We start from the raw sequence: 19011 nt of genomic DNA on the forward strand, positions 1-19011 counted from the left end.
GCCGCCTTCTTTTTTCTCCGATTTCGCCGATGGCCGCTTCAACCTTGCCTGACCGCGCGCGCATTTTCAGCCGCGCCGCGCCCGCCGCATGATGCTGCGAACGCTGCTCTATCTCGCGAACTGGGATCAGCTCGAACGGATCTGGGCGTTCGTCGTCGGCTTCTTCAAGTTCCTGTGGGGCCTGCTGCGCTTTCTCGGCGGAGGCGGCTGAGCGTACTTGCTTATCGCGCTCAACAAAAAGGCCCCGCGTGCGGGGCCTTGGCGTGTGCAGGTAAAGCGGATCAGGTGTCGCGCCAGCCGTCGTCGTTGTTGCCGAGATCCATGCCACCGCCGCCGCCGTCGCTCCAGTCGTTGGAGCCGTTGCCGAAGTCGAGGCCGCCACCACCGCCGTTGTTGCCGAAGTCGAGACCGCCGTTGTCGTTCTGCGTCGGACGATCGACCGGCACATCGCGCTCGATCACACGATCGCGTCCGTGCGACAGCGCCTCGCCCAGCAGTACGCCGGTCAACAAGCCGCCCATGCCGCCGCCGAATCCGCCGCCGCCTTGCTGGATGATGACGGGCGGCTGCCCTTGCTGCGGCGGATAGGGTCCTTGCTGTTGCGGATAAGGCGGCTGCTGGCCGCGGCCGAAGCGCTCGGCTTCCTGTGCATACGGCGACGCGTTCGGCGCGCCGGCCTGCGCAGCGGCGGCCGGGTCCGGGCGGCCTTCGGCGCGCGCCTTGAGGCTCGCGACCTGATTCTCCAGATCCTCGATGGCATACGGCGGCACCGGATTCTTCGCGTTCGTCAGCGACTCGACGGTGTCGCGCAACTGCGCTTCCGCGCCTTCGACGTCCTTCAGCAGCGCCTCATGCCCCGGCGCGGTCGAGAGCCGCACATCGAGCTTGAGCGAGCGCACTTCGTTGAGGAGGTCGGTGGCGCGCTTCAGTTGCCCGCGGCGGTCGGTTTCGGCCTGGCCGTCGTCGCGTGCCCGCGCGCGCCGCAAGCCCCAGCGCAGCACCAGCGCGATGGCGGCAATCAGCACCGCGAAGCCGATCCACGCACCCATGCCGATACCGTGCTTCTGCGGCGCGGCCGCGCCGGCCTGGTCCTGGTTGAACGGATTGCGCACCGCCGTCGTGTTCGCGCCGTTGTCCGAGCGCGGCGAGATGTTCGCGCGTGTCGAATCGGCCTGAATGCGTGCCTGGGTGGCCGCGAAGCGCGACGGGTCGGTGAAGCTCAGCGAAGGATCGATCGCCTTGGCCTGTTGCAGATGCGACAACGCATCGCTGTAGCGTCCTTCGCGATCCAGCACCTGCGCATACAGATAATGCGCGTGGGCATTCTTCGGATGGGCGTCGAGCACTTCGCTCAACTGCGAGTCGGCTTTCTGCCAGTTGCCCTGCGTCATCGATTGCTCGACCTGCTGCACCGTCGGTACGGCGAACGCGAGCGGCGAAGCCAGCGACAGCGACAAGGCGAGGGCCGTCAAAAACTTTTTCATGAGGCGGGCCGGACGCGATAAACGTCCGTCTCCTTTCAAAGCTGCAAACATGTCCTGCTCAAAGGTCCTGCTCAGTGTCCTGCTCAAGATAGCGCATCACGCTCTGACGCGTCGCGAAGCGGTGAGTTCGCGGCGCGCCAGACGATTCAACTGCACCTGCATGCGTCTCGCAATTACTGCGCCGGCGGATTGACCTGCTTCTTCAGCGCTTCGAGGCGGTCTTCCACCGACGGGCCACGATTGAGCGCGGCGAGCTTGTCATCGAGGGCCTTGCCGGATTTCTGGTCGGCCGAATTCAGACGCGCGTCGGAGCGGGCGTTGGCCAGCTGGATCTTGTCTTCGAGTTTCTGAAAGTCTTCGGAAAGATTCTTTCCGCCGATTCCGCCCAGCGCCGTGGCCGCGGTGTCCTTCGCCTGCGCGATCTGCTGCTTCGCCTGGAGGATGTTTGAACGCGCGTTGAGATCGTTGCGACGTTGACGCATGTCGGCGATCTGCGTCTTCAGATGCTCGACTGACGGCTCCAGCGTCTGAAGTTCAGCGGCGAGTGCGTCGCGTTCGGTTTCGGCGTTGGCCTGCGCCGCGAGTGCTTCACGCGCCAGGCTTTCGTCGCCGGATTGCAGCGCGCGGCGGGCGCCGTCCTCGTACTTCTTCGCCTTGTCGGCGGCGGCGTCGCGCTTGCTTTGCTGCGTCGCGACCTGCGCCTCGATCTCGATGAGCGAGTTTTCCGCCTTCGCAATGCTGTCGTCGAGCTCGCGCACGATCTGGCGCGCATCACGCGACGGGTCCTGCATGGTGTCGGCGGCGTCGTTCAAGAGACCCTTGACCGTGCGGGTGATCGAATCGAAAAGCGACATGTATTTCTCCTGGATGAAGACTGCGGCTCGCCCGCGCCGCGTGGCCCTGTGCACGTTCAGCAGGCGTGCGCGGCGCGTAGGTGAAGGGCAAGGTGCGGGATTGCAAGCGTGGTTCGAGAAAAACTTCCGGTGATGCTTCGCGCGAGTGTGCGAGTGCGTCGGGTTGATCCGCCCATTAGAGCACGCCCGGGCTTAATCCGACCTTAACCTGACGTTAAGGAGTGTAACGACTGACGCGTCGAGGCTGGTACGGAGGCGAGACGGCCTCAATGACCGGAGCGCGAGCCATCGGTGAGCGAGGCGTCTTCGCCTGTACCGATCGAGTTGTCTTCGTTGAGGGAGTCGGCCGTGTGCGGGGTCGTGGCGCCGGCGCCAGGCGGTTCGGGCCGAACCCGGGGCGTCAGGGCAGCACGCTTGGTGGCGCTCGCCGCCGCTTCGCGCGCCTCGCGGGCGGCGGCCTTGGCGGCGACGCTCTTCAGCGCGACATCGAGCGGATCGGGCGCCTTCGGGGCGCGCAGACGGTCGACGATGCCGGCCGCCTTGATCTGCTCACTGGTGGCGTTGAAGTTCAGCACGGCGCGGCGCATGAGTTCGCTCACGCTGATGCCGAGCGTATCCGCTGTCTTGCTGATGGCCAGCTTCTGCGCGGGAGTGACAAAGACAACGATGCGTTCGCTGGGTTTGGTCGACATGAGCGGCTCGCAAACAGTAAGGCGATCGTAACCGGACAACGGGCGGGACGAATCGCAACTTCGGTTCATCAAACGGCACGACATCTTTACCGCAGGGTTCGCGCATAGCGAGCCGGGAACCTGCAATCCATGCATCCATCATATCGGTTTGCGCGCGGACGTGGGCTCGAGGGCGGTGCGCCGCCGCTCGCTGGCCACGCTTTGAGCACGTGCCGAAACTGCCGTGCGTTCAAACACTTGCCTATATTCTCATACAGTTGTCCACAATTCTGTTCGCAGGCTCTGTGGGTAACCCAACACAAGTGCGGTGACGGGCGCCGTGCGCATCCATCCGCGCACTCGCTTACAAAAAAATCCGTACGGTTTTGGGGTGACGCGCGTGAATTCTTTAAAATGCGCTGTTACCCTCGGTCGACACCGGCCCGCTCATTCGCTCGCCCGTCTTTGCAGTCGCGCCCGCACAGCAGTGCAGCGGCGCAGCGCGCGCCTCCGGCGCACGCCGAACGAACCCAGTCATGCCTATCATCAAACGACCCGACTCATCGAATTCCACGCGACACGATCGCGAACCCAGCTGGAACGAATCACGCAACCAGGCACGCAACGACTCCGACGCCGGCAGCCGCAATGGCCGCGGCGGCGGTGACGGCGGCGGCGGCGGCCGCCGTGGCGGCGGCAACGGCCGCAATGACCGCAACTGCAGGAACGGCGGAGGCGGCCGTGGCGGCCGCTCCGTGCTGGCGCGCATCGGGCTCTGGTTCGCCGGCCTCGTGGCGCTGGGCGCCGTGGTGGGCGGACTCATCGTCGGCTATGCGCTCGTCGTCATGGAGCCGAACCTGCCGTCGCTGAATGCGCTGATCGACTACCGCCCGAAAGTGCCGCTGCGCGTCTACACCGCGGACCACGTGCTGATCGGCGAATTCGGCGAGGAACGCCGCAGCCTCGTGCGCTTCCAGGATATCCCCGACCAGATGAAGAAGGCGGTGCTCGCGATCGAGGATTACCGCTTCTACGATCACGGCGGGGTCGACTTCGTCGGCATCCTGCGGGCGGGTGTCGCCGACCTGATGCACGGCGGCGCGTCGCAGGGCGCGAGCACGATCACGATGCAGGTGGCGCGCAACTTCTTCCTCTCGAGCGAAAAGACCTACACCCGCAAGGTCTACGAGATGCTGCTCGCGTACAAGATCGAGCGTGCCTTGAGCAAGGATCAGATTCTCGAGCTGTACATGAATCAGATTTATCTGGGCGAGCGCGCCTATGGCTTCTCGGCGGCGGCGCGCGTGTACTTCGGCAAGGACCTGAAGGACATCTCGCTCGCCGAAGCGGCGATGCTCGCGGGCCTGCCGAAGGCGCCTTCGGCGTACAACCCGGTGGTGAATCCGAAGCGCGCGAAGGTGCGCCAGCAGTACATCCTGAAGCGCATGCTGGACCTGAACTTCATCACGCGCGAGCAGTACGACCAGGCCGCCGCCGAAGAGATCCACACGAAGTCCGCCGGCACCGAGTACGGCGTGCATGCCGAGTACGTCGCGGAGATGGTGCGGCAGATGATGTACGCGCAGTACAAGGAAGAAACCTACACGCGCGGCCTGACGGTGGTCACGACCATCGATTCCGCCGATCAGGACGCCGCCTACAAGGCCGTGCGCAAGGGCGTGATGGACTATGAGCGCCGTCACGGCTATCGCGGTCCGGAAGGCAACATCAACCTGCCGTCGAATGCGGACGATCGCGCCGAGGCCATCGAGGACGCGCTCGTCGATCACCCGGACAACGGCGAACTCGTGTCCGCCGTGGTGACATCGGCGAGCCCGAAGCAGGTGACGGCGCAGTTCGTCGGCGGCGATACCGCGACGCTGTCCGGCGATGCCCTGCGCTTCGTCGCGGCCGCGCTGCGCAGCAATGCGTCGAAGGCGCTGGCCATCAAGCCGGGTTCGATCGTGCGCCTGACGCGCGACGACAAGGAGAAGGGCGGCTGGCAGATCACGCAGCTGCCGCAGGTCGAAGGCGCGCTGGTGTCGATGGTGCCGCAGGACGGCGCGATCCGCGCGCTGGTCGGCGGCTTCGACTTCAACAAGAACAAGTTCAACCACGTGACGCAGGCCTGGCGCCAGCCGGGTTCGAGCTTCAAGCCGTTCATCTATTCGGCGGCGCTCGACAAGGGGCTCGGGCCGGCGACCATCATCAACGACGCGCCATTGTTCTTCCCGGCGACCAATGGCGGTGATCCGTGGGAGCCGAAGGACGACGACCAGCCCGATGGCCCGATGTCGATGCGCACCGGCTTGCAGAAGTCGAAGAATCTGGTGTCGATCCGCATCCTGTCGTATATCGGCACGAACTACGCGCAGGACTTCGTCACGAAGAACTTCGGCTTCGACAAGGACAAGACGCCGCCGTACCTGCCGCTCGCGCTCGGCGCGGGTCTGGTCACGCCGCTGCAACTGTCCGGCGCGTATTCGGTGTTCGCGAACGGCGGCTATCGCATCAATCCGTATCTGATCGGCGAAGTCGACGACGCGCGCGGCGCCGTCATCTCGCGCGCCAACCCGTTGACGGCGGGCAGCAATGCGCCGCAGACGCTGGAGCCGCGCAACGCCTACATCATGAACAGCCTGCTGCACACGGTGGCGACGCAGGGCACGGGCGCGGGCACCAACGTGCTGAAGCGCAATGACCTGCAAGGCAAGACCGGCACGACCAACGATGCGAAGGATGGCTGGTTCGCGGGCTATCAGAAGCAGCTGGTCGCGGTGGCATGGATGGGCTATGACCAGCCGAAGACGCTCGGCAGCCGCGAGTTCGGCGCGCAGCTGGCGTTGCCGATCTGGGTCGAGTACATGGGGCGCGCGTTGCGCGGCATTCCGCAGCAGGAGATGACCCAGCCGGACGGCATCACCACGGTCGACGGCGAGTTGTTCTATGCCGATCGGACGCCGGGCATGGGCTTCGTCGCGAGCGTCGGTCTCGACAACACCAATCCGATGGCCGGCGATGCGACCACCATGGGCGGTGTCGGTCCGGCAGGCATGCAGGCGCCGCCGCCGCCGCAAGTCACCACCGACGAGCGCAAGCAGATCATGGACATGTTCAGCAAGCCGTAGGCATTGCTGCTATTCAAACGCTGCGTGGCAAAACAAACGCGCCGGGTTCGGAAGGAACCCGGCGCGTTTTCTTTTATTTCAGGCGGTTGATTGTCAGTGACCGGTCGCGCCTGCCGGCTTGACCGAGCAGTCCATCTTCAGCGTGGACTTGTCCGCGAACGTCAGCGTGAGCGGAATCGTGGAGCCGACCTTGAGCGGCTTCGCCGGTTCCTCGAGCATCAGGTGATAGCCCTTCGGCGCGAAGTCGAGCTTGCCGTGCGCGGGGACATCGACGGAATCGACGGGCGACATCGTTGCCGTGCCGCTCTTCATTTCGGACTTGTGCATCATCGCCATGCCGAAGGCGGGGGTTTGCGCGTCGGTGAGGGTGACGGGCGTGTCGCCGTTGTTGGCGAGGCTGAAATACCCCGACGACGGCAGCGTGGGCGGCATCGCGCGAATCCAGCAGTCGTGGGCCTCGAGCGTGGCCGCCTGGGCGAGGGACGCGCACGCGAGCGCGCCTGTGAAGAGAACGATTTTTTTCATGATGCTCACTTGACGGTGAAGTTGTAGTGGCCTTGCGTGCGATGCCCGTCCGCGGCGAGCGCGGTCCATTGCACCTTGTAGACGCCCGGTTGCAGCGCAGGAAGCGCGACGCTCATGTGCTTCTTGTCGCTGTCGGCGACCACGGATTTTTCGGTGTTGACCTGCGTGCCTTGCGCATTCGTGACGATGAGCTTGCTGAAGGTCGGTTCGAGCGCTTCGCCGAAGTCGATGGCGACTTCGTGCGGCGCGCTGACCGTCGCGCCGGGGCCGGGCTGCTGCAGTTTGGGCAAGGCGTGGGCGAGCGCGAATTGCGCGGCCAGGGCGCAGGCGAGCGCGAGCGCGCCGCGCACAAGCGATGATGGCTTCATGACGTGTCCTTGAAGGTTCCGGACGGGGTGCGTCGCGGCAGGGTGTTGATGAGGGATGGAAGCGCGGCGCCGATGTTTCAGGCGCGCGGCGCGTTATGGCTCAGAGAGCGGCGGGCGGGGCGCGGGGTTGTGCGGCGCGCAGTCGTGCGCTGAAGGGTGCGTCGGCGGGAGCTTGCGTCGTGAACGGCTCGCGCGTGGCTTGCAGGATGTCGGGACTGGATGGCGCTGCGGGCGGTGTGGGCGCGTGCGCGATGAAGTCGCAATAGGCGCAGGCTTGCAGGTGCGCGAGCCCGTCGTGTTTCGTGCGATGCGCGGGAGGCTGCTGGTCTGAGTCCGCGGCGGGCGTAACGGAAGCGCAGACGGAAGCGAGCAATGCATCGATGCGCGCATGTTCGAGCGCCTGCGACGCGACAGGCACAAGCGAGAGCAGCAGGATCGCGCAGAGTGCCGCGATTCCGCCGATCTTCCTGACGAGGGCCCGACGCAAGTGATGCATGCCGCGTTCGATGTTTGGACGATGCTGAACGGGGGATTATGCCATGGGGGGGTGGCGGGGCGGCGTCTGGAGGGGCGGCGGTTCGACGCGGAAGGAATGCAGAAGAAGGAATCGCAGACAACAAAAAACCCGCTCGATGGCGGGTTGATGTGTACGAGGTGTTGCGTGATTCATGGGCCTTGACTGAAGCCATACTGCATGGATCTTCAACTTTGGTTGCGGGGGTAGGATTTGAACCTACGACCTTCGGGTTATGAGCCCGACGAGCTGCCAGACTGCTCCACCCCGCGTCCGTCGAAGAAAAGATTATAAGCCATCGCTTACTTGAGCGCAATGGCTTGCTCGTCTTTCAATGCATATCGAACCGAAATGCCTGCTCAGGGCGACGCTGCATCGCGTCGCTTTAGCACCGATGCATGGCCGGTTCACATGTTGCTGTTGCATCCGCGCATGTCAAAATCGCAAGCCTCGGCCGTGCGTCACGCACGGAGGTGCCGCAACTCAAGCGCGCCGGACACTCATCAAGCAAGCCAGTCAAGGAGTCGCACGCTCATGGATATTCCACACGTTCTGCAAGCCATCGCGCATCAGGAACGCACGCTCGTGTTCCCGCAGTTCCATGCCGATCAGGCGTGGCAGATCGGCTCGCAGTTGCGCGAGATGGCGGTGGCGCGCGGGGCGGCCGTGGCCATCGATGTGCGCACCTTCGGCCGCAAGCTGTTCTATGTCGCGCTCGACGGCACCACGCCCGACAACGCGCGCTGGATCGAACGCAAGTCACGCACTGTCGAACACTTCCGCCGCAGTTCGTATGCGCTCGGCCTCACGCTGCAACAGGCGGGCACCACGCTCGCCGACAAGTTCAGCCTCGACCCCGCCGAATTCGCCACGCACGGCGGCGCGTTTCCGCTGCGCGTCTCGGGCGCGGGCGTGATCGGCTCAGTGGCGGTTTCGGGACTGGCGCAGCGCGACGATCACCAGATGGTCGTCGAGGCGCTCTGTGCGGTACTCGGCCACGACTTCAGCCAGCTCTCGCTCGGTCAGGACTGACCCGCGACGACCCATACGCAACCTCAAGCCATTAAAGGAATCGATGCGCTCAACCGCTTATGTGCTGCTCGCCATCGCGATCGTCGCCGAAGTCATCGCGACCTCCGCGCTGCGCGCCTCCGATGGCTTCACGCGTCCGCTCCCCGCGGCGATCGTCGTGGCCGGATACGGGGTGTCGTTCTATTTGCTGTCGCTGACGCTGCGCGCGTTGCCGGTCGGCGTCGTCTATGCCGTGTGGTCGGGCGCGGGCATCGTGCTGATCACGCTGGTCGCTGCGCTGCTCTTCAAGCAGACGCCGGATCTGCCCGCGATGCTCGGCATGGGTCTCATCGTGGCGGGCGTCGTCGTGCTCAACGCGTTCTCGAAGATGAGCGCGCACTGAGAATCATCGAATGACCGGACCGCGCGCGCAGATGCTGCGGCGTTATTTGCAGCGGACGATCATCGAACGGTTCTTCACGTTCGCCGAGATCACATTGGTGATGCCGCCGCCGGTCGGGCCGCCTTCCTCGTTGTCCTTCGACACGATGTCATAGCCGGTCGCGCCGCATTTCTCGCCGGCAAGGACGTAGCAGCTGGCCCAGCTCGATCCGGCATCGGCGCCACTGCAGTTGACCGCGTAGCCCGTCTGGCCATCGGGCAGGTTGATCAGCGAAGCATCGTTCGACGATGCACATGCGCCGAGACTCGCCACCGCGAGCGCAGCCGCGCAGGTCAGCGCGGCACGCAGCCAGGAAGCCTTCGAAGCAGCGTCCGAAGCGCCGGATTGGGTTGCGCATGCGGAGTGTCGGCGCATGCGCCGGCCGTGATCCTTCATCTTTACCTCGTGAGAACGAATGATGTTGCGCCGCTCGCAGGACCGTCACAGGACGGTTGCATGAGGGCCTTTTTCGAGAGAGGTGCATTGTCCCATACGCGCCTTACGTAACACGTAAGCGCTTGTTAGCGGAGCCATCTGCCGGGCGCGATGCTTGCGAATCAAGGCTCGAAAGAAGACGCCGCAGCCGCTTGAACGCGGCGTCGACGAAACAATGGGAACGAATGAACTAATTTCCGGATCCGACGCCTTACTGATCTGATTGCCGGTTGAAATTGCCTGATCGACGCGTCGTGAGACACGGCGCGCGGTCCGCCAAAGGAGAAAGGAACATGGCAGAACGAGTCACGGGGCCGTACCGGGGCTACTACATCAGCGCCTCGGCGCGGCTCGTGCAGACGCACGAGCCGCAGAGCGAGGCCGGGCCGATCTACGTCGGATCGGTGAGTCTTGCGCAGGGCGGTCCGGACGACGTGCATCGCTTCGAAGCGCTCGTCGATCTCGGTCCGGAGCAGCGTTTCTCGACCGAAAGCGAGGCGCTCGCCCACGTCGAGCAGGCGGCGCGAGAATATATCGACCGCTTGCTGCGTCCGGCATGATGCGCCCCATTCACCTGAGACACGCGGTGCTGTTCGACGTCGCAACCTGCCTGGCCGACTTGTTTCCCAGCGGCGCGGACATCGCGGAGATCGGGCTGGATGCGGCGCCTTCGCTGTTCGTCAGCTGGCGCACGGGCGGCGTGGCCAATCATCCTGGCAACATCGCGTGGGGCGTGCATTACCGCTTCGATGCGCAGGTGCTGCGCACCTATCCGCAGCTTGCCGACGACGCCCGCGAGCGGGTCTGCGAACGCGTGCGCGAGATGAGCCGTCTGCTCGCTTTCAATTACGCCGATCCCTTGGCAAGCTCGCTGCTGGTGGTCGATATCGACGAGCACGTGCTTGCTGCGTAACGCACTCGCTGGCGTTATCGCGAAGGCCGCGGGGTATGGACCGCACGACGGCCGCGCAGTTACCATAGTCGCCGCACCGCTTCACGCGAAGCCCGAGCCGGTCGAGCGCTCCGCATCTTTCGCGTGGAACGGGCCGTCACGGCCAAGCTACGAGACCATCATGGACATCCGATTTCTTCAGGACGCGCCCGACTATCGCGATTCCAATCTGACCGTCGAATTCGCCGCGCTCGTCGATGGCCGGCGCGTGCCCTGCGCGATTTCGGTCGAAGCGCTGGAAGATCATTTCGGCGCGCAGACCACTGACAGCGCGGGCTGGATCAATGCGTTCGACGCCGGCCGCACGCACATCGAAGCGGTGGCGCGCGAGCATCTGCGCGTGACCAACGGCATGCCGGTGCTCCTGAAGAGCGGCCACTTCCCGCCCGGTCCGGTAACGCCGACGCAGCACTGAAGCGCACGCGAATTCCACTCTTACACGGCGCGATGTAAGACCTGCATCGCAGCGCTCTTTCGGATACGCATGAAGGGCGGCGCGCTCGCGCATTTGCTTTCGCGTTATCACGCAACGGAGTACCATCTGCACACTCGCCGCACGCGACGCGATTCGCTCGGCATAGTACTTGCTCGACGCCATGCGCTCGGCTTGAGCAACCACATTATAAGAATCGCACGGGGTCGTCATGTTCCATTCCTTTCTTCACTCGCTTGTCGAGTCCAATGCGCTATGGCTCATCTGGGCAGCCGTCGGTGTGCTGATTCTTGCGGTATGCATCGTGTTCGCTTCGGTCGTCCTGCGCGACTCGGACGAGCCGCTATACGAGTCGGTCGCGCGTCCGGACAACGACCGCATGCCGGTCTGACCGAGGCATCGGCGGTGCAGGGTGGGGCCGCGCGTTGACTTCGAAGTTGACGGTGCCGACAATGCCTCGCATGGGACCGCGAGCGCACCGCACTGAGCAGAGACGCGAGCAGCGCATGGCGCTGCGCGAGCGCATACTCGAAGTCTCGCGCGAGATCGTCAGGCGGGAAGGCTTCGCTTCGCTATCGATGAGAAAGCTTGCCGGCGCCATCGATTATTCTCCCGCCGCGCTCTATCTTCACTTCAGGAGCCGCAGCGAGATTGCGCGGGCGCTGTGCATGGAAGGCCACCTGCGTTTGCGCGAGGCATTCGTTGCGCAGGCGAGCATCGTGGACCCGGCGGCGCGCCTGCACGCCATGGCGCGCGCTTATGTCGAATTCGGCCTGGCTGAGCCGCAGACGTATCGGCTGATGTTCATGGAGCCGGCGCGTTCCGACGAAACCGTAACGGATGACGTCGGCGTGGATGCTCAGGAAGCCTCCGGCGCCGTTGCGGCCATGCTGGCGCCGATCGCCGACGCGTTCGTCGAACTGCGCGCGGCTGGACGCCTGCCGCCGCACGTTGTGGCCGCGGCCTGTGCGGAAGGACTCTGGGCGAGTCTGCATGGCATCGTCGCGCTGAAGCTGAGCGGCGCGGCATGGCCCGCCACGCCGGCTGAAACGCTCGTCGAGCTGTCGCTCGAAGCGTGGTGCAAGCAGGCGGACGAGCGCGCCGGCGGCACGCGAAAAGCGGGAACCAAACCTCGGAAAGCAGAACCTCAAGGCAATTCAGCGAACCGACCCGACACCTCAACACGATGACCACCGAAGACATCCGAATCGACACCGCCAACGGCATCGGCTTCATTGCGCTCGAACGTCCGAAGGCACTCAACGCGCTGACCGCGCCGATGCTGGGCGCGATCAGCGAGGCGCTGCGCGCGTGGCGCCATGACCAGGCGATCCGCGCAGTCGTGATCTTCAGTCCGCACGTGCGCGCGTTCTGCGCGGGCGGGGACATCCGCTTCCTGTACGAATCGGCGAAGGCGGGCGAGCGCGAAGCTATCGACGCGTTCTTCACCGAGGAATACAAGCTCAATCACGCGATCTTCACGTTTCCGAAGCCGTATATCGCGGTGGTGAACGGCGTCGTGATGGGCGGCGGCATGGGTATTTCGCAAGGCGCGCATCACACGGGCGGCCTGCGTATCGTCACGCAGTCCACCAGGATGGCGATGCCCGAGACGCGCATCGGGCTGTTTCCGGATGTCGGCGTGAGCTGGTTTCTGGCGCGTGCGCCGGGCGCGATCGGCCGCTATCTCGCGGCCACCGGCGCGACCATGGCCGCCGCCGATGCGCTCTATGCCCGCATGGCCGACGCCTATCTCGACGACGGCGCGTTGCCCGGCTTGATCGAATCGCTGCGGCATCAGCGCTTTCTCGATGGCGTGGAGATCGTGCGTTTCGTGCAGGGCGAGACCACGAAGTACAAGGTGGCGCCGATTCCCGAACGCAGCGCGCTTGCCGATGCGCGCACCATGATCGACAAGCATTTTGCGGCGGGCAACGGCGCGTCGATTCTTGCGTCGCTCGAGCGCGATGCCGACGCCGGTCACGAGTGGGCGCGGCAGACGGCCATGGAATTGCGTGAGCGCTCGCCGCTGTCAGTCGATGTGGCCTTGCAGCAGGTGGACCGCGCGAAGTTCTCGACCATGGCGGAGACCCTGCGCCGCGACCTCGATTTGACGCGCTCGGTATTCGAGCGCGGCGACGTGGTGGAGGGCATCCGCGCGCGTATCGTCGACAAGGACAATCAGCCGCAATGGAAGCTGGCGCGGCTGGAGGACGTGAAGGCCGCGGACGTCGAGCGCATGTTCGAAAGCGCGTGGACGCCGGCGGCGCATCCGCTCAGGCTCCTGAAGGACTGAACGGAGCGAGCTCTGGCGTGCAAGCGGCCCGATCGACATGACCGGGCCGCTTGTGTTTTGTTCGATGGGTACCGCGGATCAGCGCGTGTCGCTGCCGGCCATGAAGGCGCGCATGAAGACGAGGGCGCCCCAGCCCCAGATGGCATTGGCGATAAGACTGGGCGCGAGGCGCGGCAGCATGTTGCCGGCAGGCCAGATGCCGCGGATGGGATCGATGATGAAGGCGCCGACCGCCGTCAGCACGATGCCGCCGAACACGAGTGCGCCGATCCACGGCGCGCTGCGATCCGGCGCGACGCGCAGCAGCCACGCCATCAGAACGCCGAAGACCGCGCTCCAGAGCGCGTTGGCGATGAATTCGGGGATGCCGAGCGGGAGAAACGGCACGGTGGAGAAGCCGGCCGGATCGATGACCCCTGCCGCGTGCAGCAGCGCCAGGGTCGATTCGCGAAAGAAGAGTGCGGCAAGGAAACCGGAAACGAACGGCAGAATGATTTTTTGCATTGGCAGGACCGCTTGGATCGCTTGAACATGTCAAGCCCGGAGCCGCGGTTCTCTCGGAGTATCGTGACGAGCGCCATTATAGGGGCGTCGCGGGCGCTTCCAGCCCGTGACCGGCGCTGCGCAGGATTATTTCGCGATTGCGTCGCTCGCGGGGCTGTGATGCAGCATGCGATCGCTGTTCTGCGGTGGAGTGGGACGCTTGACCGGCATGTTGTCGGGATTGTCCGGACGGGTTGTGTTTGCGGATGGCGCGTTGGGCGTCATCGGCGGCTTGACCATCGAGGCGCCGTTGTCCGGACGGCTGGTCTGGGCTTGTGCGGTTTGCATGGCAAGTGCGGTGCTGAGGAGGAGGGCGGCTGTCGCGAGACAATGGCGGGGCATGATGGTTCTCCGGGCTCGAGTTCACGGAGAAGTTGCAGCAAGTTTCTGCCCAGCCCGCTGGTACGAAGCAGCCGCATTAAAACTCCCGCAGTGCGGTAAAATCGCAAATTCCCTTTATTTTCAAGCGGCTCGCGTTCAGTGGGCCCGTTGCTCATTCGCTCATGGCCGCCGTACCGAAGCTCAAGTCCCGTCGCGTCTCCGTCGCTCCGATGATGGATTGGACCGACCGCCATTGCCGTTCGCTGCATCGTCTGGTGTCGCGTCACACCTGGCTCTATACGGAGATGGTGACGACCGGTGCCCTGCTGTATGGCGATGTCGCGCGTCATCTCGCCTTCACGCCGGCCGAAGCGCCCGTCGCGTTGCAACTCGGCGGCAGCGAGCCGGCCGATCTCGCCCGCAGCGCGAAGCTCGGCGAACAGTGGGGCTACGACGAAATCAACCTCAATTGCGGCTGCCCGTCGGAGCGCGTGCAGCGCGGCGCATTCGGCGCGTGCCTGATGAAGGAGCCGCAGCTCGTCGCGGACGGCGTGAAGGCGATGCGCGACGCGGTATCGATACCGGTCACGGTCAAGCATCGCATCGGCGTGGACGAGGTCGAGGATTACGCCTTCGTGCGGGATTTCGTCGGGACCGTGGCGGACGCGGGTTGCGAGGTGTTCATCGTGCACGCGCGCAACGCCATCCTGAAGGGGCTGAGTCCGAAGGAAAATCGCGAAATTCCGCCGTTGAAATATGACTATGCGTATCGGCTGAAGCGGGATTTTCCGCATCTGGAAATTTCGATCAACGGCGGCATCAAGACGCTGGACGAAGTTGAAGAGCATCTGAAGCACGTCGACGGCGTGATGCTCGGCCGCGAGGCCTATCACAATCCCTACGTGCTGGCAGAGGTAGACACGCGGTTCTATGGCGCGTCCACGCCGGTGCCTTCGCGGGAAGAGATCGAGGAAGCGCTGATTGCCTATGCCCGTGGCGAGCTCGCGCGCGGCACTTATCTCGGCGCGGTGACACGGCATGCGCTCGGACTGTATCGCGGAGTTGCAGGTGCGCGCGGTTGGCGTCGCGTCCTGTCCGACAGCCGCCGCCTCGCCACCGGCGATCTCGCGATCTTCGACGAAGCGCGCGGCCATCTGCGCGAGGCGATGGAAGCAATCGAATCGTGAACGCCGATGAGCGGAAAAAGATGCTCAAAAGGACTAGTCAAGCATAACCTTTGTTCGTATAATCTCGCTTCTTGATTGCTGCGGTAGCTGTTTCGGAGCAGTCGGGATCGCGGTAACAGTGGTGGCTGTAGCTCAGTTGGTAGAGTCCAGGATTGTGATTCCTGTCGTCGTGGGTTCGAGTCCCATCAGCCACCCCACCGAGAATTCGTAGCGCATCGCCGCTACACCAAAAAAGCACTGTGCCATCACAGTGCTTTTTTTTCGCCCGAATTAGCATCCAGCGAACGAGAGACTCTCGAACGGGCGCCCATCCCCCACCCCGCCCCATGCTACGATTTTCCCTTTCCCCGGGACGAAATTGGAGGCAGCCATGGCAACCTTGGCGATCGACGGCGTGCGCTGGGTCAACGACCGCGTGACCAGCGTCCGATGGGGCAGTTTCGATTCATCCATCAACGACTGGACCGCGCCCACCACCATCGTGGATGTGCAGCAGGTCGTGGACGCCATCCACAGCGGCAAGGAAGTGCGCACGCTGTTCACGCTCGGCGGGCGGACCTTTCTCGGACCGAAAGTAGGCGCGCTGCCTTACGCGAACGGCCACGTGGGCATCGAGGCGCGGGTTCAGGACGGACAGATCGAGAAATCGCTCGAGGATCTTCCCGCCGTCTGATCCAGGCGCGGCCCGTTTCATGCGGCATCCGATCGCGCGTGCGCAAGCGGCGCTGCCGTCATCGCACGCGTGATGCTGGCCGACGGTTGCGCCCGTCCTGCCAGTGCAACACGCAGCGGCGCTGCATCCGCGACGCCGCAGGTGCGTCACCATCAACGAGGAGGTCGGTATGGCATCGTCGAATGAAGGGAATCTGCGCGCGTTCGTACAAACCGCGGAACAGGCGGGCGGTTTCGTCTGGGTCATCGCGCTCGTCGATTTTTCCGCGAAGGAGGTCAAGCGTGCATTGGTCTCGGAGGAAAACTTCTCGACCGCCGACGCCGCGCGCGATGCCGGCAATGACCGCCTGAAGGGCATGTCGAACGACCGCTGAACCCATTCGTCGCACAAAGCCGGACAGAAACTCGTTCGATGACTTCGAACGAGTTCGCCAAGCCGCTCGTACGGCAACGCGCAAAGCCGCGCCCATAATGCCTTCACACTGATCAACGTTCAAAGGAGAACGTCATGAATCGCTTCGAAGGCAAGACAGTCCTGGTTACCGGCGGCAACAGCGGCATCGGCCTGGCCGCCGCGCAGGCGTTCGCGGCTGAAGGCGCGCGCGTCGTCATCACGGGTCGCGACGAGGCTTCACTGGCCGAGGCGCGCGCCTCGCTCGGCGAACAGGCGCTCGCCATCCGCAACGTCGCCGGCACGGTCGCCGCCGCACGCGAACTCGCGCAGCAACTGTCCGACGCCCATATCCGTCTGGATGCCGTGTTCGTCAACGCGGGCATCGGCATCTTCGCGCCGTTCACCGACATCGACGAAAAAGCCTGGGACGACACTTTCTCGATCAACGTGAAAGGCCCGTACTTCCAGATCCAGGCGCTGGTGCCGCTGTTCAACGAAGGTGCGTCGATCGTGCTGAACGGTTCGATCAACGCGCACATCGGCATGCCGACGTCATCGGTCTATGCCGCCAGCAAGGCGGCGCTCGTGTCGCTGGCGAAGACGCTCTCGGCCGAACTGCTGCCGCGCGGCGTGCGCGTGAACGTGGTGAGTCCCGGTCCGGTCTCGACGCCGTTGCACGAGAAGCTCGGCATCGTCGATGACGCGCGTGCGCAACTGCAAGCCCAGATTCCGCTCGGCCGCTTCGGCAAGTCGAGCGAAGTGGCGGCGACGGTCCTGCATCTCGCCGCGTTGGAGTCGGGCTTCATCGTCGGGACGGAGATCGTGATCGACGGCGGGATGAGCCAGCTCTGATGTCACCCGCTGCGGCGTGGACCGGCTTCCGGCCATGCCGCACGGATCACTGCATCGGCCACCAGGCGCCGATGCCCGGCTCGGCGTCGAGGGCGCGCAGGAAGTCGTCGGCGAAGGCGGCGCTGGCCAACTCATGTTCGAGCGAGCCTGCGGTGAAGTCGTGGGGATTCTTGAGGCCTTTGGCGTGGCGGATGACGGCGACCGTTTCGGTCAGGGCGGCGATGGAGTCGAGCGTGTGCGAGTTCATAGCGCACTTTTACGGCAGGGACGGATCAGCCTTTAGAGCGGACGCGTAAATTCGACGCGCTCGCGCATCATGTCCGCGATTTGCCGTGGCCTGAAACCAGCGCGCCGGCATCCGGTGCGAGCGTGAAGAGATCGGCGACGCCGATCAGCCCGATCAACCCGACGATCAGGAACGCCACGCGGAAATCCTCCGGGCCGATGCTATGGGCATCGTGCCCATGCAGCCATTCGCCGAAGCGCAGCGCGATGGCGCCGATCGCCACGCCGATGCCCATCGTCATCTGGAACAGCGTGCTCGACAGCGCGGAGGCCGCGCTCATCTGCGCCTTGGGCACGTCCGCGAAACTGAGCGTGTTGAGCGCCGTGAACTGCAACGAGCGCGACAGCCCGCTTGCAAACAGCACGGCGGCGATCACGAGCTTGGGTGTCGACGGCGCGAGCAGGCTCATCGCGGCGAGAGAGAGCGCGGCGAGCACGCCATTCACGATCAACACCTGTCGAAAGCCGAAGCGGCGCATGACGGGCGTCGTGACGAGTTTCATCGAGAGGTTGCCCGCGAACACCGCAAGCGTCAGCAGGCCCGATTCGAACGCGTTCATGCCGAAGCCGACCTGGAACATCAGCGGCAGCAGGAACGGCGCGGCGCTGATCGCGATGCGAAACAGCGAGCCGCCGCCCATCGCCACGGCGAAGGTCTTCACGCGCAATGCGGCGAGGTCCACGACCGGTTGCGCCGCGCGGCGCAGATGCAGCCACGACGCGATGCCCGCGATTCCCCCCACCAGCACGAGCACGCCGATCGAAGTCCAGTCGGCGTCACTGCGGCCGCTCAGTTCCATCGCATACAGCAGCGTGGTGCAGGCGATGCCGCACAGCGCGAAGCCGGGCAGGTCGAAGCGGCGCCGCGCGTCCTCACGCGTGTTGTCGAGATAGCGCAGCGTGAGCAGGAGGCCGATCAGCCCGAGCGGCACGTTCAGATAGAAGATCCAGCGCCACGACGAATACGTGGTGATGAAGCCGCCCAGCGGCGGTCCGATCACCGGCGCGACGAGCCCCGGCCACGTGATGATGGCGATGGCGCGCATCAAGCCTTCCTTGGGTGTTGCGCGCAGCACGGCGAGCCGTCCGACCGGCACCATCATCGCGCCGCCGATGCCCTGCAGCACGCGCGCCGCGGCGAACGCGGGCAGCGTCGAGGTGGTCGCGCACAGGACGGACGCCGCCGTGAACACGGCGATCGCGCTGCCGAACACGGTGCGCAGGCCGAAGCGGTCGGCGGCCCAGCCGGAGATCGGGATGAAGACGGCGAGCGTCAATAGATACGCCGTGATGCCGAGACTCATGTCGGCGGGATGCACGTTGAAGGAGCGCGCCATCTGCGGCAGCGCCGTGGCGATGATCGTGCCGTCGAGGTTCTCCATGAAGAAGGTCGCAGCGACCAGCATGACGATGAGCGACGCGCTGCGCTGACGGGCGCGGTCGCTTGCGGACGGCATCGGTTCGGGCATTCCTGAAGGGGCGGATAGACAGTGGGCGAGGCTGCCATTCTAGCCGCGACAGCAGAGCTTGCGCGCCTATGGTAGTTTTCGCGCTTGCCTGAATGCCAGCCACAGCCAAGGCTGGTCACGCGCTGACGAAGCGCTGACGGCATGCAGACATAACGCCAACAAGAGGGATTGGACA

25 protein-coding genes and 2 tRNA genes are annotated in these 19011 nt (G+C 64.8%); 15 read left to right on the forward strand and 12 right to left on the reverse strand.

Features of this window, described 5'->3' with window-relative positions:
* The first annotated feature begins 88 nt into the window (after window positions 1–88).
* Entirely contained in the window at window positions 89–211 is a 123-nt protein-coding gene (locus QCE83_RS05945; RefSeq protein WP_309808134.1) for a hypothetical protein, read from the forward strand.
* Between the two features lie 70 nt (window positions 212–281).
* Here QCE83_RS05945 and QCE83_RS05950 read toward each other — a convergent pair whose 3' ends face one another.
* From QCE83_RS05950 to QCE83_RS05960, 3 genes are all read right to left on the reverse strand, one after another.
* Entirely contained in the window at window positions 282–1484 is a 1203-nt protein-coding gene (locus tag QCE83_RS05950) for a tetratricopeptide repeat protein (RefSeq protein ID WP_309808136.1), read from the reverse strand.
* Window positions 1485–1657: 173 nt separating this feature from the next.
* Window positions 1658–2338 carry a PspA/IM30 family protein gene (locus QCE83_RS05955; protein ID WP_309808137.1) on the reverse strand — a complete coding sequence of 227 codons (681 nt, stop codon included), beginning with the start codon at window positions 2336–2338 and terminating at the stop codon, window positions 1658–1660.
* Between the two features lie 266 nt (window positions 2339–2604).
* A complete protein-coding gene (locus tag QCE83_RS05960; protein ID WP_309808138.1) occupies window positions 2605–3165 on the reverse strand; it encodes a plasmid mobilization protein in 561 nt (186 codons plus the stop codon).
* A gap of 380 nt (window positions 3166–3545) precedes the next feature.
* Here QCE83_RS05960 and QCE83_RS05965 point away from each other — a divergent pair, with 380 nt between their 5' ends.
* Window positions 3546–6137 (forward strand): penicillin-binding protein 1A, encoded by a 2592-nt coding sequence (locus QCE83_RS05965; protein WP_309808139.1) that lies wholly within the window; start codon window positions 3546–3548, stop codon window positions 6135–6137.
* Between the two features lie 93 nt (window positions 6138–6230).
* Here QCE83_RS05965 and QCE83_RS05970 read toward each other — a convergent pair whose 3' ends face one another.
* From QCE83_RS05970 to QCE83_RS05985, 4 genes are all read right to left on the reverse strand, one after another.
* Window positions 6231–6662: a copper chaperone PCu(A)C gene (locus QCE83_RS05970; protein ID WP_309808141.1), complete on the reverse strand. Its 432-nt coding sequence runs from the start codon at window positions 6660–6662 to the stop codon at window positions 6231–6233.
* 5 nt (window positions 6663–6667) lie between these two features.
* Entirely contained in the window at window positions 6668–7030 is a 363-nt protein-coding gene (locus QCE83_RS05975) for a copper resistance protein CopC (protein WP_309808142.1), read from the reverse strand.
* A gap of 100 nt (window positions 7031–7130) precedes the next feature.
* Window positions 7131–7526, reverse strand: a complete 396-nt coding sequence (locus QCE83_RS05980; protein ID WP_309808144.1) for a DUF2946 family protein — start codon at window positions 7524–7526, stop codon at window positions 7131–7133.
* Between the two features lie 213 nt (window positions 7527–7739).
* Window positions 7740–7816: transfer RNA gene (locus tag QCE83_RS05985), tRNA-Met, on the reverse strand.
* Window positions 7817–8078: 262 nt separating this feature from the next.
* Between QCE83_RS05985 and QCE83_RS05990 the strand changes: the two genes are divergently transcribed.
* Window positions 8079–8576 carry a heme-degrading domain-containing protein gene (locus QCE83_RS05990; RefSeq protein WP_309808145.1) on the forward strand — a complete coding sequence of 166 codons (498 nt, stop codon included), beginning with the start codon at window positions 8079–8081 and terminating at the stop codon, window positions 8574–8576.
* A gap of 43 nt (window positions 8577–8619) precedes the next feature.
* On the forward strand, window positions 8620–8958 hold the full coding sequence (locus QCE83_RS05995; RefSeq protein WP_309808146.1) for a multidrug efflux SMR transporter: 339 nt from the start codon (window positions 8620–8622) through the stop codon (window positions 8956–8958).
* Between the two features lie 42 nt (window positions 8959–9000).
* Here the strand turns inward: QCE83_RS05995 and QCE83_RS06000 are convergent, their stop codons facing one another.
* The gene (locus tag QCE83_RS06000; protein ID WP_309808147.1) at window positions 9001–9393 is read right to left on the reverse strand and encodes a hypothetical protein; all 393 of its coding nucleotides are present in this window, start codon (window positions 9391–9393) and stop codon (window positions 9001–9003) included.
* Window positions 9394–9725: 332 nt separating this feature from the next.
* Between QCE83_RS06000 and QCE83_RS06005 the strand changes: the two genes are divergently transcribed.
* The 6 genes from QCE83_RS06005 to QCE83_RS06030 all read left to right on the forward strand — a co-directional run bounded on the left by QCE83_RS06005 (window position 9726) and on the right by QCE83_RS06030 (window position 13113).
* Window positions 9726–9992, forward strand: a complete 267-nt coding sequence (locus QCE83_RS06005) for a hypothetical protein (protein ID WP_309808148.1) — start codon at window positions 9726–9728, stop codon at window positions 9990–9992.
* Window positions 9989–10345 carry a hypothetical protein gene (locus QCE83_RS06010; protein ID WP_309808149.1) on the forward strand — a complete coding sequence of 119 codons (357 nt, stop codon included), beginning with the start codon at window positions 9989–9991 and terminating at the stop codon, window positions 10343–10345. Before QCE83_RS06005 ends, QCE83_RS06010 begins: the two co-directional genes overlap by 4 nt.
* A 160-nt stretch (window positions 10346–10505) precedes the next feature.
* A complete protein-coding gene (locus tag QCE83_RS06015; RefSeq protein WP_309808150.1) occupies window positions 10506–10799 on the forward strand; it encodes a DUF1488 domain-containing protein in 294 nt (97 codons plus the stop codon).
* Window positions 10800–11028: 229 nt separating this feature from the next.
* On the forward strand, window positions 11029–11208 hold the full coding sequence (locus QCE83_RS06020; RefSeq protein ID WP_309808151.1) for a hypothetical protein: 180 nt from the start codon (window positions 11029–11031) through the stop codon (window positions 11206–11208).
* A 115-nt stretch (window positions 11209–11323) separates the two neighbouring features.
* On the forward strand, window positions 11324–12007 hold the full coding sequence (locus QCE83_RS06025; RefSeq protein ID WP_309808152.1) for a TetR/AcrR family transcriptional regulator: 684 nt from the start codon (window positions 11324–11326) through the stop codon (window positions 12005–12007).
* Window positions 12004–13113 (forward strand): enoyl-CoA hydratase/isomerase family protein, encoded by a 1110-nt coding sequence (locus QCE83_RS06030; RefSeq protein ID WP_309808153.1) that lies wholly within the window; start codon window positions 12004–12006, stop codon window positions 13111–13113. The genes QCE83_RS06025 and QCE83_RS06030 overlap by 4 nt, the downstream gene beginning before the upstream one ends.
* A 78-nt stretch (window positions 13114–13191) precedes the next feature.
* On the opposite strand, the gene QCE83_RS06035 is transcribed toward QCE83_RS06030, so the two are convergent.
* Window positions 13192–13617, reverse strand: a complete 426-nt coding sequence (locus tag QCE83_RS06035; protein ID WP_309808154.1) for a hypothetical protein — start codon at window positions 13615–13617, stop codon at window positions 13192–13194.
* 126 nt (window positions 13618–13743) lie between these two features.
* Complete coding sequence (locus QCE83_RS06040) at window positions 13744–13944, reverse strand: hypothetical protein (protein ID WP_309808155.1); 201 nt, start codon at window positions 13942–13944, stop codon at window positions 13744–13746.
* A 215-nt stretch (window positions 13945–14159) separates the two neighbouring features.
* On the opposite strand from QCE83_RS06040, the gene dusA reads away from it, so the two are divergent.
* The 5 genes from dusA (at window position 14160) to QCE83_RS06065 (ending at window position 17082) form a co-directional block, all read left to right on the forward strand.
* Window positions 14160–15164, forward strand: coding sequence for a tRNA dihydrouridine(20/20a) synthase DusA (gene dusA, locus QCE83_RS06045; RefSeq protein ID WP_309808156.1), 1005 nt, complete (start codon window positions 14160–14162; stop codon window positions 15162–15164).
* 121 nt (window positions 15165–15285) lie between these two features.
* Window positions 15286–15361 (forward strand) — tRNA-His (locus tag QCE83_RS06050).
* 173 nt (window positions 15362–15534) lie between these two features.
* Window positions 15535–15837, forward strand: coding sequence for a hypothetical protein (locus tag QCE83_RS06055; RefSeq protein ID WP_309808157.1), 303 nt, complete (start codon window positions 15535–15537; stop codon window positions 15835–15837).
* A gap of 169 nt (window positions 15838–16006) precedes the next feature.
* A complete protein-coding gene (locus QCE83_RS06060) occupies window positions 16007–16210 on the forward strand; it encodes a hypothetical protein (protein ID WP_309808158.1) in 204 nt (67 codons plus the stop codon).
* Window positions 16211–16344: 134 nt separating this feature from the next.
* Window positions 16345–17082, forward strand: a complete 738-nt coding sequence (locus QCE83_RS06065; RefSeq protein ID WP_309808159.1) for an SDR family oxidoreductase — start codon at window positions 16345–16347, stop codon at window positions 17080–17082.
* 46 nt (window positions 17083–17128) lie between these two features.
* Here the strand turns inward: QCE83_RS06065 and QCE83_RS06070 are convergent, their stop codons facing one another.
* Window positions 17129–17329: a hypothetical protein gene (locus QCE83_RS06070; protein WP_309808160.1), complete on the reverse strand. Its 201-nt coding sequence runs from the start codon at window positions 17327–17329 to the stop codon at window positions 17129–17131.
* A 67-nt stretch (window positions 17330–17396) separates the two neighbouring features.
* Entirely contained in the window at window positions 17397–18824 is a 1428-nt protein-coding gene (locus QCE83_RS06075) for an MFS transporter (protein WP_309808161.1), read from the reverse strand.
* Window positions 18825–19011: the final 187 nt, after the last annotated feature.

The sequence above is a fragment of the Caballeronia sp. LZ034LL genome, from assembly GCF_031451215.1.
In the GTDB taxonomy this organism is placed as follows: Bacteria; Pseudomonadota; Gammaproteobacteria; order Burkholderiales; family Burkholderiaceae; genus Caballeronia.